The 13,578-nt window shown below is 40.3% G+C and carries 11 protein-coding genes; 1 reads left to right on the plus strand and 10 read right to left on the minus strand.

The window, feature by feature from the left end:
- On the minus strand, positions 1 to 1,044 hold a 1,044-nt coding region (locus AB7E63_RS12115), incomplete at its 3' end, for an MBL fold metallo-hydrolase (RefSeq protein ID WP_428419585.1).
- Between the two features lie 101 nt (positions 1,045 to 1,145).
- Between AB7E63_RS12115 and AB7E63_RS12120 the strand changes: the two genes are divergently transcribed.
- Entirely contained in the window at positions 1,146 to 4,598 is a 3,453-nt protein-coding gene (locus AB7E63_RS12120) for an ankyrin repeat domain-containing protein (RefSeq protein WP_428419586.1), read from the plus strand.
- Between the two features lie 228 nt (positions 4,599 to 4,826).
- On the opposite strand, the gene AB7E63_RS12125 is transcribed toward AB7E63_RS12120, so the two are convergent.
- The 9 genes from AB7E63_RS12125 to AB7E63_RS12165 all read right to left on the minus strand — a co-directional run bounded on the left by AB7E63_RS12125 (position 4,827) and on the right by AB7E63_RS12165 (position 13,529).
- Complete coding sequence (locus AB7E63_RS12125) at positions 4,827 to 5,003, minus strand: hypothetical protein (RefSeq protein WP_428419587.1); 177 nt, start codon at positions 5,001 to 5,003, stop codon at positions 4,827 to 4,829.
- A gap of 139 nt (positions 5,004 to 5,142) precedes the next feature.
- Positions 5,143 to 6,132 carry a zinc-dependent alcohol dehydrogenase family protein gene (locus AB7E63_RS12130; RefSeq protein WP_428419588.1) on the minus strand — a complete coding sequence of 330 codons (990 nt, stop codon included), beginning with the start codon at positions 6,130 to 6,132 and terminating at the stop codon, positions 5,143 to 5,145.
- A gap of 4 nt (positions 6,133 to 6,136) precedes the next feature.
- Positions 6,137 to 6,301 (minus strand): RtcB family protein, encoded by a 165-nt coding sequence (locus AB7E63_RS12135; RefSeq protein WP_428419589.1) that lies wholly within the window; start codon positions 6,299 to 6,301, stop codon positions 6,137 to 6,139.
- Positions 6,302 to 6,353: 52 nt separating this feature from the next.
- Positions 6,354 to 7,568: an RtcB family protein gene (locus AB7E63_RS12140; protein ID WP_428419590.1), complete on the minus strand. Its 1,215-nt coding sequence runs from the start codon at positions 7,566 to 7,568 to the stop codon at positions 6,354 to 6,356.
- A complete protein-coding gene (locus AB7E63_RS12145; RefSeq protein ID WP_006340531.1) occupies positions 7,561 to 8,358 on the minus strand; it encodes a hypothetical protein in 798 nt (265 codons plus the stop codon). The genes AB7E63_RS12140 and AB7E63_RS12145 overlap by 8 nt, the downstream gene beginning before the upstream one ends.
- Positions 8,351 to 10,993, minus strand: coding sequence for an aminopeptidase N (gene pepN, locus AB7E63_RS12150; RefSeq protein WP_059360316.1), 2,643 nt, complete (start codon positions 10,991 to 10,993; stop codon positions 8,351 to 8,353). The genes AB7E63_RS12145 and pepN overlap by 8 nt, the downstream gene beginning before the upstream one ends.
- Before the next feature lie 17 nt (positions 10,994 to 11,010).
- Positions 11,011 to 11,994, minus strand: a complete 984-nt coding sequence (locus AB7E63_RS12155; protein ID WP_006340533.1) for a hypothetical protein — start codon at positions 11,992 to 11,994, stop codon at positions 11,011 to 11,013.
- A 129-nt stretch (positions 11,995 to 12,123) separates the two neighbouring features.
- Complete coding sequence (locus tag AB7E63_RS12160) at positions 12,124 to 12,834, minus strand: porin family protein (protein WP_144016265.1); 711 nt, start codon at positions 12,832 to 12,834, stop codon at positions 12,124 to 12,126.
- Positions 12,835 to 13,040: 206 nt separating this feature from the next.
- Positions 13,041 to 13,529, minus strand: coding sequence for a hypothetical protein (locus AB7E63_RS12165; protein WP_428419591.1), 489 nt, complete (start codon positions 13,527 to 13,529; stop codon positions 13,041 to 13,043).
- Between the last annotated feature and the right edge of the window lie 49 nt (positions 13,530 to 13,578).

A 13,578-nucleotide genomic window follows, 5' to 3' on the forward strand; every position in this document is an offset into this window, starting at 1 on the left:
TGATTGCTCATTCCACAAAAAATAACCCATCACGTGATCTAAACCCACCAGCCTAACACATGTTAAAGCTTTCGTGACGGTTTCAGCATCGGAAGAAATGAATACAATGGGTGAATCAGCAGAGACAATCTCTGCAGCCCATTTTGTAAAAGAGGATCCAAAAGGGATATTTATGGAACCTTTGATAAATGATTGAGCAAATGCTTCTTGATTTCTAAGATCGACGAGCTCGAGATCTGATGAATGCAATTCCTGAATATCCAGCACGCGGAGCGGTGTAAGAGAATCAATGAGATCTGCTCCTTTCACATTTAATTGCTTCAAGCGCGCAAAATAACGAGGTGGAGGAGGCATTTCAGCTAATAATTGGTTAATCCATTCAGTTTCTGCCTGCGCCCGCAAATGAGGATTTGTATGGATTTCATCTTCAAGAATGATGAGATTTTTATCCGCAATATTTTTCCCACAAAATGAGCCAGCCCCATGGGCAGGGTACACATTTATCTGCATAGGCAAAGTTGTTAAAACGTGAAAAGTACTTTGATAAAGCTGTTTAGCTAACCCTAAACATTTGTCCGGTCCTAGAAGATCTGGACGCCCTAGAGATCCTCCTAAAAGAAAATCGCCTGAAAATACAGCTGTTGGAGAATCGTGTTCAAACACGACCCACATGAGATGTTCTGGAGTATGCCCAGGAACATGCCAAGCTTGCACAGTTAAATTGCCTAGATTAATCATTTCACGATCATTCATCACCAAACGATCCGCATAACGAGGTTGCCACTCTTCTTCACCTAAGCCTGAACAAACAATCGTGGGCATTCCTTGCAAGCGAGACTTGAGCTCTTTTGATCCTGAGACAAAATCGGCGTGCACATGTGTTTCTAAGATATAGCTAACCTGAACGCCCCCATCTGCAATGATTGATAGTAAGGGTTCTACGTTGCGTGTTGGATCGATAACAGCGGCCTGAAGTGTGTCTGCATCAATTAAAAGATAGGTATGGATTGATAAATGAGGATCTGTAATTTTTTTTAATATCATAAAAGCCGCAACAGTAAAATTATTCTACCAAGATATTCATAATTAGAAAGATGTGTTATACTACTAGGATAAATCAAAATGCTTAACTCAAAAAAATGATCATGCATATCTATCCCCAATTTTCCTGCGAACTCAATCTCCTCGCAAACCCATCTTTATCACTTGTCCATGAAACGGGTTCTCAGGAAAAACTATTTGACACTATTTTTCAATATTTGATGCATTATTGTGAACTTTTAAAAAAAGTGGATGGACCTAGGTTAAACCAAATTAGATATAAATTATTAAAAAATTCTTCCGCTCCTATCCTTCAAAAAAAAATATCTCTTTTATTTGATGCCCTTTTACATAACCGCTCGCAAATCGTTCCCTTCAAACCTCCCAAACCAACATTTTTGTTTAAAATTGCGCTTCCCCCAGAAAATGTAACCGCATTCAAATCACATGTTTATACGGTTCTTAATCGATTTCCTCGCTTTCAATTTGGGGAAGATCTATCCATCTACGATACGGCTTTTCAAAATTTCCCTAAGCGCCATAAAGCCCCTCATGTTTTCTTATCAGTCATGAAAACCTTTGAAAAGTACATAATGAATCACAAAACACAACGAAAAGAACTTGAAAAACTCCAGGAAACATACAGAGAATTGACACAACCTCTCATTGCGATTCGATTAGCAGTCGTGATCGACACTGAGCCCTTGACCAGTACAGTTAATATTGCCTTATGCCATAATGTAAGGGAATTTATCGACAAAAAGAAACCTGTCATTGTCAATCGATATTTTTTAAATATGCATGAAGAAGTCGCCTCTTATCCACTGGTTGATTTTTATGCACAAAAAAATGGCAGCCTATGTGTGATCATGCCCTCAGGTCAACATTTAGAAGATTGGGGATTTTCTAAAGACAATTTAGAAAAAGCTAGCTTTGAGCAAGCAAAAGCCCCCTCTTTAACATTTGAAATATCCACGGATATTGAAAAAATTCTTATCTCATCAAACGCACAGGGCCTATTTGCACGATTTATCTTTTTTGGCGGACATGGAAGCCATCCCAGCTATCACCCAGAAGTGATGCATGAGGGAACCATTGTCGGATTACCTCCAGAAGAGTTGCAAAAAACCATTAAAGCCTTAAATCCCACATTTTTAAGCCTGAGAAGCTGCTACTTGGCTGGCAAAAACATGCGCCACATTCACTTTCCAGATCAAACAATTCAATGCCCCATTTTGATTGAATCCGTTTTGCCAACTGTGACACGTAGCTCTAACTACGACACCTTTAGTACAAGTCTTTTGCACAAAATGGAAAGATTGATGCTTGGCAAAAGATCAAACCACCATTTACCCAAGCAGCTCTCAAAGGATGAAGTACGTCATGCGGTGGCCCAATTGACGTATTCGAATGAAATGGAAAAATTATCTCAAATTTTCATGCCCCTCAATCATTCAGATCTTCCTAAAATTTCTTATTCTGTATTTAAAGACACTCCGGACATCCTTGACGTAAACAAAAGAGACAAACAGTCACAAATCCAACAGCACATCTTGATATTCTCTCAAATGATTGAAAAAGATCCTTTTTACATCACAACGAGAAACCCTCTTATTTTCCTTTCTAAAGGCTTGGCCATCCACCATTTTGTTAAAGAAATAGAAGCCCCTTATCAAGAGATTGAGAAAATAGCAGAAACCACTTTTAACACGATTTCAACAAAATTTGAACCCATTCCTAAAGCCTTTTTCATTGCAAAAATGCACTGCAAGGTCAGTGGTAAGCAAGAAGCTTTAAGCCAAATTCTTATCACGTATGCACATGCTACCCTGGAAGTTACATTTAACATTGTAGGTCAAAACCATTTTTATCGGATTAAATTCGCAAAAGATCATCCGCAAGAAACAGAGAAAATGCTCTCTCAAACACAAGTGATGTATGATTATTATCTGGCAATGACACAAACAGCTCCCCCCGATAAGTACCTACAAGAAAAAGATCAAGACTTTCTAGATGCTCTCATGTACACCTTTTGGCCTCTCAAAAGACAGCTAGAAGTAGCTTTATACACCGCCTTGCTCAACAACAGATACATTTTCACAAAAACTAATGATTCAAACGTTAAAACTGCAAAAGCATTTGATAGAGCCATTGAGATATTTACGCAAAGCTCCCAGTATTCAGAAAGCGAGAAGAAAAAAATCCTATGTCAAATATACGATTTGGCAAGAACATTAAAAGATAAAGATGTTCTCAATAAAGTTCGTCTTCATACGAATCCTCTCTTATTGCAAGCGGTCGAATCTGACAACATTCCAGCCATACAAGCCCTTTTAAGAACAGATCTACAATCCATTCACGCTAAAAATTTGAATGATTCAGGTGCTCTGCAAATAGCGGCATCCTTAAACAAACCAGAGATTGCAAAGCTACTAATCAAACATGGCGCTCCCATGAGACATAAAGATAGATTCGGAGTCTCCGCCATTGACTACATCATCCAGCAGGAAAATACAGAACTCTTAGCCTTGATGTTTGAAAATGGACTTGATCTGAAAGATGATGAAGGGGGAGAACTCTTCATCCTCGCGCTTGATATAAACAATGCTGCCATCTGCCAGATTTTGCTAAACCACCAAGCAGGAATCCATTCTAAACAACCGATCCTTTGCTACGCAGCTTTCCATGCCAGCAAAGACACCTCATTTTTTAAGCAAATCCTCGATTATCCAAATATCCATATCAATCAAACTGAAGAAACGACTCAACGCACGCCTCTCCACATAGGTCAGCTAAACACGATACACCTTTTGCTGGAAAAAGGGGCAGATCCAAATCTAGCTGATGCTAAAGGACTTTCACCCTTACATTGTGCGATTTTGTTTGGGAAGAATGAAGCGCTCGATCGAATTCACGTTCTTGTCGAATATGGAGCCGATATCAATGCCCAAGATAAACAGGGCAATACACCTTTGCATCTTGCCATAGAAAGCCAAGATCTCACTTTAATTTGCTCATTGTTAAAGTTAAATGCTTCTTTGACGATTGAAAATACGCACAAAATAACTCCTTTAGATTTTATAGCAACCCATTTTGATCTCGATTTTCTCAAACAAATTCTCGAGCAAACAAAAACCAACTTAAATGATGAGAAGCTATTTCAAATACCTCCGCTATTGAAAGCCCTACAAAATCGTGATTTTGCATTAGTCAATCGGTTCATCACCTGTGGAGCTGATATTAACATGGCTTATTTAGGGTCACCCCTCTTATTTCACTATTTGAAACATCGCCCTGCAAGTATTGAAGCGCTTAATCTTTTTATAACGCATGCGAATTTAACCCTTGTAGACACACAAGGGAACACAGCTTTAATCCAAGCGGCGAAGGAGAAAAATATCAAAGCCTTTAAAATGTTTGCGACATCCGATGCATTTGAACATGCTCTCACTAAACAAGAAAAAAGAGCCTTAAAAGAACTTCCTGAATGGTTATTGTACGAGTTTTTAGAATTGTTTGTTAAATCCAAGCAAAGCAAAAAAAGTGAAGAGATGTAAATGCAGCACGGTGGAAATTTTCCCAGATCGGGATAGAGCTCTTAGCAATCGGATTTTCTTATTCAGAAAAGATTAGAAACATCCAGCGAGATCCCTTTTGATCCAAAAAGAGCTCAATAAGTCCTGATGAAGAAACAAGCCTCCCTAAATGACTGATTAAAAAAGAAAGTACACTACACAAATTCTCAAAATGATAAAAAAAATGAACCTGGTTTATAGGGCTAACTTCTAGTTTTTAGAGTAAAAACATTTTACAAAAGGGGGGCGCTTTTCTTCAGTTGGGATATTCCACATCAAATATTTTGTAACCTCGGCGTCTGTAGCCCACTCTAAAAATTCGTCTAAATAAATAGAGCTAAACGTTTTTAAAGCTACAATTTCTTCGGACGGTTTATGCTCCATCATACAACAATTCTTCCATCCCACGTAGGCTCAAAAACAGCATTTGCTCAATTTACATCAGAAGCAGTTGGTGCGAAATATGCTTATATACCTATAAAGACATGGTTATGCCAATTAAAACAAAAACGCTTGGATCATGTCTTTAATCCTTGATTTGAAGAACGACAGAACCATTTACTTTTCCTTGTTTTAAATCATCTAAAGCTTGATTCGCCTTTTCTAAAGGATAGACGTTAACCTGACTATGGATGGGAACTTTGGATGCCAAAGCTAAAAATTCGTTGCCATCCTGGCGTGTAAGGTTTGTCACAGAGCGGATCATCCGCTCTCCATAAAGAAGAGAATAGGGAAATGATGGAATATCACTCATATAGATGCCCGCACAAACTACCACGCCACCTTTGGCTAAAGCTTTCAAAGCGGTAGGAACTAAATCTCCGGCGGGAGCGAAGATAATCGCCGCATCGAGTTCAACAGGCGGTAATTCATCCGTCCCACCTGCCCAGATAGCTTTTAATGTTTTAGCAAAAGCTTGTGTTCTTTCATCGCCAGGACGGGTAAACACATACACACTTTTCCCCTGGTAAACAGCAGCTTGAGTCAATAAATGCGCCGAAGACCCAAATCCGTAAAATCCTAACTTTTTGGCATTCCCCGTCATTCTTAAAGCTCGATATCCAATCAATCCCCCACACAATAAGGGAGCGGCCTGCAATGGGGAAAATCCGGCAGGAATCGGAAAACAAAATGAGGCATTCGCGACAGCATACTCTGCAAAGCCACCTTGGGCTTGATACCCGGTAAAGATTCCATGATCACAAAGATTTTCTCGTCCCGAAAGGCAATACTCACAAGCATCGCAACAGCCCCCTAACCAGGGCACGCCCACGCAATCTCCGATTTTAAAATTTTTTACCTTACTTCCCACCCCTGTCACAATTCCCACAATTTGGTGGCCCAAAATTAGTGGTAGATGGGGATGTGTGAGCTCTCCATCCCGAATGTGCAAATCGGTTCGACAAACCCCGCAGGCTTCCACCTGCAAAAGGACTTGGCTGGATGTTGGCTCAGGTATAGGAAGATCTACAAGTTTCAGAGGAGTTTTAGGCTTTTCAAGCAACATTGCGCGCATTATGCTATCCTTTAATGACAAATGAAGGTTTTAAGCGAGCAACCTTATCGGCAAGCCCCGCTTCCTGTACGGCATCCACCACACTGTCCACATCTTTGTAAGCATCCGGCATTTCTTCCGCAATTGTGCGTGGGGAGTTCGCTTTGACAGTGATTCCTTGCTCTTTCATATAACGAATTGGATCTTTTTGTTTCCACGATTTCAAAGATTGAATACGACTTTTAGCCCTTCCCGCCCCAGTGGCATGAACTACACCAGGTCAAAGGATTCCCCTTCCCTACCATCAAATGGCTGGCTCTTCCCATATCACCTGGCACCAAAACGGGTTGACCAGTTTGCCGAAAAAGAGGATTAAGCTCTTGAGCTCCAACACCAAATGCACGTGTAGCCCCTTTTCGGTGCACACAAAGCTTGCGCATTTCTCCATTGATCTCATGCGTTTCAAATTTGGCAATATTATGGCAAACGTCATAAAGCAAACGAATTTCCTCGGGAGCGATCTTACACGTTTCAAAAAAACTTTGTCTCACAGCATGCAAAATTTGCTGCCGATTATTAAATGCATAATTTGCAGCAGCAGCCATGGCTTTGAAGTAGTTACGACCCGCCTCACTATGAATAGGAGCGGCTACAAGCTGTCGATCCGGTAGCCCTTTGGCATATCCTTGCTTGAGAAAATCATCTAGCGTATCTTGGCATACTTGATGTCCGAATCCACGCGATCCTGAATGGATCAAGATATAGGTTTGTCCCTGTTCAACACCCCAGGCCTTTGCGATCTCCGGAAGAAAAAGTTTTTGAATTTCCCCAATTTCCACAAAGTGATTCCCTGAACCGATGGAACCTAATTGGCTTTCCCCTCTTTCACGTGCTTGCAAGGATACCGCGCTTAAGTCCCCTCCCGCAATAAACCCTCGACTTTCCATATATTCCAAATCTAATTCAAAGCCATATCCATGCTCGATTGACCACAGTGCTCCTTTACTAATGAGCTCTTGATAGTCGGAATTTGAAAGCTTCTTTTTCATTTTAGAAAAGCCGTGTCCTACTCCAGAGGGAACATTCCTAAAAATCGCATTTAAGAGAGCATCTCGATCGCGAGAAGAAATCTGTTTAAAGGGAATAGGAACAAGGGCTAAACGCACACCACAATTGATGTCATAGCCAACACCTCCAGGACTGATCACACCTATCTCAGCATCCGTTGCAGCCACCCCTCCAATGGGAAAACCATATCCCCAATGGATGTCAGGCATGGCAATGCTATATCCGACAATGCCTGGAAGGTGGGCCACATTGCGAACTTGATCTAAAGGTTTTTCAAAATCCCCTCCTTGCATCAATTCCTCTGTTGCAATGACTAATCCCGGCACAAGCATATTTCCCTCTTGTGGCAAAAGATAGGTTGCTGGTTTGATTTTTTTTAGATTATACATCGACAATCATCTCCCATTCTAAAAAGTGATTTTTAGACTCTCGAATATCTCCATGTAAACTGACTGCCTTGAAAGGGCATCCAAGCCTGCCATCTGCGCGTGTAATCCCCGCATTGAGATGTTGGATGATTTCCTCTACAGAAGAAATACCATTCATGGGAGGGAAAAAAGTGCGTATCGGTGGAAAAAGAAAAGACAAAGCAGCCTGTGCATGGATACAGAGATCAGCAAGCGTTGTTCCTCGTATGCAAAAGGCCACGTCCGCGGTATGTTCGAATTCCTCAAACGGAGGAATTAAAGAGTAACTCCACCGGGAAACGTAATTTAAATTCCCAAGGCTTTCATAAAGGTGAATCGCTTTTAAAACAACAGGAAAAGGCTCAAAGGATTTTCGCCAATCTTGAAAAGAAAAAGGGGCGCGCGCGATGGTAATATGCGGAAGAAAGGTTTCTCGCTCCTTAAATGTAAATGCATGTGTTTGCAACCAATGGATCAGATCCTTTTGATACGCTTCAACTAATTGGCTGCATTCTACATGCCAGGCAACGACCCGTGGATGTTTTTTAGGAAGGAAAGTCAGGTGATCCACATAACCCAATAGACCAAACTGAAAAGAAGGTTTAGGAAAAGAGGGCAGAAGGCTATGCACCTTCTGCCCTTCTACATTGCCTAAAAATGCCAAAGTCATATGCCTGCAAGATTCCGTCAGAACTCTCCCTTTTGGCAAATCTTGCGGCCAGGGAGCCTCTATCTCAAAACCAAAAAACAGGCGCTGCGTTTGTTCAGCCATTTTGATCAGATTTCAGGGTTTTATACACAATCTCATAAAGATTGTTTGAAATATTCTTTTGCGCCAAGATTCTTTCTAGCTGCTCTTTCATGACTTTCTTTCTTAAAAAATCCAATTTTGCATATTTTTTAAAGCCACCTGCCAGCTTGGCCGCGATCTGCGAATTCATCGGATCGAGATGAATGATCGTATCCGCCAAAAACGCATACCCCTCTCCATTATTTGCATTGAAATGCACATGGTTATCCATAAAGCTGGCGAAAAGGGCTCGTACAAGGTTCGGAACTTTAAAATCGAATACAGGATCGTGTGTCAAAGCCTTAACTTTCTCCAAAGTTCCATCCAATTTGCAAGAGGCTTGCACAGCTAACCACTTACACATCACGAGAGGATCATGCTTCCATCGGGCATAAAATTGATCGAGCACCTTTTGACGTGAAGGCGAATCAATTTGATTGAGCATTACAAGTGCAGAAAATTGGTCCGTCATATTCTTGGCTTTGGAAAACTGCTGCTCACAAAGACGGGTAAACTCGGGTTTGTAAGTGGCAGAAAGATAGGATAAACATAAATTTTTTAAAGTGCGATTGCTTACAGAAACTGCATCGAAGGTATACTCGGCATCCGAATGACATTCTTGATAAATCTTTAGCAACTCATCTTCATAGCGCGTGGCCAATTCTAAAATTGCAAATTCACGCATCAGATGAACGCCATCAAAATCAATTTCCTTTTGCTTTTGATGCAACATTTCCTCGCTTGGCAAGGAGATGAGTTTCGCTTTTAAGGCCATATCTAATAAAGGATCTGTTAGAATTTTTCCAAAGGCTTCCATGAAGTCGTCATCGATCATCGGATCCTGCCCTTCATGCAATTCTTCAACCATTTCTAAAAGAACTTGCGTAGCCAATGTTTGGCTGGCATCCCAACGATTAAACTGATTGGGATCGTAAGCCATTAGAAGAGCATAATCATGGCGACTATACGGGGCAGTCAAAGTGATAGGAGCTGTAAAATCTCGATTGACAGAAGGGATAGGTTTGCTAGCCACATCTTCAAAAATAAATGTTTCTTTATCTTTTGAAATGCATAGCACGGTTTCCATGCTCTTCTCTGAACTTCCTGGAGCCATAAAGGAAAGAGATTCCCCTTTGTCATTTAGCAATCCAACCTTGAATGGAAAATAAAATGGGAGCTTTTCACTGCCATCGGGAGTGGGTGCGCTAGATTGAGCAACTGTCATCTCAAATCTTTTCTTCTCGGCATCATATTTAAAACCTAAGTCTACATGGGGTGTTCCACTTTGCGTATACCAACGTTTGAACTGCGTGAGATCTTTCTCTGAAGCTAATTCCATGGCATGCACAAAATCATCCGTGGTCACAGCTTGCCCATCATATAGCTCAAAGTATTTGTCTATCCCCTTTCGAAATTTTTCTTTTCCAATCAAGGTGTGAATCATCCGAATGACTTCAGCACCTTTTTTATACACAGTCGTGGTATAAAAATTATTAATCTGAATATAAGAGCTCGGTTTAATAGGATGCGCCATGGGCCCGGCATCTTCGGCGAATTGCAATTCACGTAAAGCTTGCACATCTTCAATACGATGAACCGTTCCCATATCCGCAGAGAACTCTTGATCGCGGAAAACAGTTAATCCTTCTTTCAAGGTCAGCTGAAACCAATCGCGGCAAGTAATGCGATTGCCTGTCCAATTATGGAAATATTCATGCGCAATCACTTTTTCAACACGGGTAAAATTGTCATCTGTTGCAGATTCTGCATCTGCCATCACACAATTCGTATTAAAAACGTTCAAGCCCTTGTTTTCCATTGCACCCATGTTAAAGGAGTCGACAGCTACGATCATGTAGATATCAAGGTCATATTCTAAACCAAATACATCCTCATCCCATTTCATCGAGTGGATTAAAGATTGCATCGCATGATGACACTTGGACTCATTGCCTTTATCACAGTAAATCTTTAAATCGACTTTTCTTCCAGATCGTGTGGTATACACGTTTTCGATACATCCCAAATCCCCTGCCACCAAAGCAAATAAGTAGCATGGTTTTGCAAAAGGATCTTCCCATTGCGCCCAGTGTTTACCATTAGCCAAATCCCCTTTCCCAATCAAATTTCCATTGGATAAAAGCAAAGGAAAACGTGCTTTATCCGCAACGATGGTGGTCGTGTATTTGGACATCACATCTGGGCGATCTAGAAAGTAAGTAATTCGTCTAAAACCTTCTGGTTCGTTCTGCGTACAAAAAATTCCACCTGATTTATACAGGCCATCCAAAGCGGTATTTCCCTTTGGATTAATTTCTGTCGTAATTTCCAATGTGCATGTTGGATTAAGAGCAGGAATCGTTAAACTTTTCTCATCCACTTGATATTGAGATGGGGATAGTGGTTCACCATTCATTTTGACTGAAAGGAGTTGCATATGTTCTCCAGTCAGCACGAGAGGGGCTCCCTTTCCAGTTTCTGACTGCTTGATGAAAAGTTTCGAGGTTACTTTTGTTTTTTCATCTTCCAGATCGAAGTGGAGGTCCACTTTCTCGATCAAATAATCTGGAGATTTATAATCAGTTAAATAAATAGGCTTTGGAGCATCACTTTTCATGGATCTACTTTTGGTTGTTAAAATTCTACAAGTTCTAATAATTCTAAACGTTTTTGCTTCATCGAATGCGCACAAGCTTGCTGGACATGCTTAATAAAATAATCCTCATCTTCAATCGCCTGAAGCATGTCGACGATCACCAAATTGTGTGTCTCGATCAAATCTCGAGCAGAGACAGAGCAGCCACTCCGGATATCAATCGCATTGACAATGTTTTTCGGCTCTTGAGGGCGAATGTTGTCGTCAAAAAAAATGGCTATCGTATGAGGGTCTTCTAAATCAATCGGGAATAATTTGCCATAGGCAGCGTACTTTTGATGTTCGCTCCATTCTTTCCAACTATCTTGCACGCCCACATTGCATATTTTAAAAAATTGATAAATTTCTGGCAGTGAAATAACGGGTTTGGGTCTGTTTTCAATAAACAAATGGCGATTCTCAAACCGAGCGTTATATTTGATAAACTCGCATCCCAACTGTGTGTTAATTGCTTGCACAATCTGGGGCAATTCTTTTCCAAAAGTCCGAATTTGCAAGGTGAAAGAAACCCTTTGGTTTTGCAAATGTCTAATCATCTTAAAGAAGGAGGGGAAAATTTGAATAGGTTCCCCTGAAACAAATTTATTTAGACAATGGTGATATTCAGCTAAAACCTGATTTTTAATGGGATAGGCGGATGCCTGTATAAAGTCCGTAAAATGAAAAAGTTTTTGCAATCTTTTTTCTTTCAACTGTGAGTTATTTTTATCACCAGGCAAAAGATAACGGTAAACATATTCTTGATAAGAGATGGGCTCTGCGATGGACTCGCTCCATTTCTCTTTATACTTCTGCGCTAGTGCTCGATTGATGGTATCTTTCGCCGATTTGCCTGCGGCTTGGTCAGAAGCAATTAAGGTCTCATTGATGTCAAAATGAAGAATAAGCCGTTCTGCATAGCTTGGATGAAAAAGGGATAAGCAGATAAAGAGATAAAGGAATGTGTGTGATCCAATTCTCATGACGACCGTCCTTTAGGCGTTAACAATAAGCTCAAAAAAGCAATATAACTTATTTATCGCTAATAGTCATGGGAAAAAAAGGGATATTCTCCAAAAGCCCAAATGAGCTTTTGGAGAAAAATGAATGGCTTAAAACCAATAAGCTAGGCCTGCTTTAGCACCATATCCACGGATACCATGCTTTTCCTTGCTTAGACTGCGATTGTAAGCAGCACCAACATTGACTGATACTGTTTCACATAAGTCATATTCCAACATCGCCGCATAGCTTGGACCGCTTGTATGGTCTTTATTTTTCAATAGGTGCTTAATCGTTGTACGAGTGCGACTCCACCAGTATTGAACTTGTCCGCAAACTCTCAAATTAGGGCGAATACGATAGGTTGCTTCCAATCCCATATAAGGGGAATAGGAACGGAATCTTTCCTTAAAAATCAACTTATACCCTTGAAATGGCATTTTAAACGTTGTGCGCATGAAAGAATAACCAAAGCCAACAACGGGTGTGACGATCAATTTTTCAAAAATAGGGAAGCAATGTCCAACTCCAATGCTTGCTGTAAACAAGTCACCTTGGTTCGCTCCATACAAAATGCTTGGCTTAATGCACCATCCATCCTTAACGATGACAGTTGCGTCCGCTTTATACGCAATCAAATCCATTCTTTTCACAGTGCGGTTAAAATTCAATACGTCGACATGGACATAAGCTGGACCAAAATCCACTTTTCCCCAAACTTCTGCATGAATCTTTTGCTGACCTACAACAAATAGAAGCATGGAAAATGCGAAAAATCGGGCAACTTTGTTCAAGTTAAATCGAATCTTTTCTTTCATCATTATTTCCTCATTAAACATAGCGTGTATGGAGTTTTTGAAATAGGTGTACATTTTTAAACGTAATGAGAATTAAAATCCAGAAAATTCGAGATTGTAAGGAACACAATTATTATTAATAATATAACAATTGAATGGTTTAGTTTCTTTTAAAATAACGCGGGATAGAAAATTAATTCGCGGCCATTTCAGCCGCGAAAAAAATCTATTTATATTTTTCTGAAACCAACAACTTTAGCCTCTTCAAAAATAGGGACCTGCTGAAGGTACTCCTTCAAGGGAGAAATGCAGATGCGCAAGAGGTTTTTTCCAATAAAAAATTTCGTCAGATTTAAAAGTGGGGGATGGGCATCAACATCGGAGAAATCTTTTTGGATAGAAGCAATCAACCGTGTCACATGGTTAAAGATTGATTTTGCGTCTTCCATGTCAAGTGTGAGTCCATTTTCATTTATCAGCGTAGTCACGAATTGATCAAGCAAACCATAAAGTGTATGAGTCGTTTCCTTAAAAGCTCCTTTTTCATTCGCTTCAAAGATAAATTTAAACAATTCTACGTAGTATTTTGAAAATGTGTGCGCATTAAACTTGTTTACAAGGGCCCGCGATTGAACGAGGATATTGACGATTTCATTGCTTTGCTTCGCATGCACATCGATTTCCTCAACATCATTTTCAACGAAAATTTTAACATTCAAAGAACTTCATAATGCAGGCATACAAAATCCCAAAAGGTTCTTCTCCATC

It is taken from the genome of Parachlamydia sp. (assembly GCF_050255895.1).
Lineage (GTDB): Bacteria > Chlamydiota > Chlamydiia > Chlamydiales > Parachlamydiaceae > Parachlamydia > Parachlamydia acanthamoebae.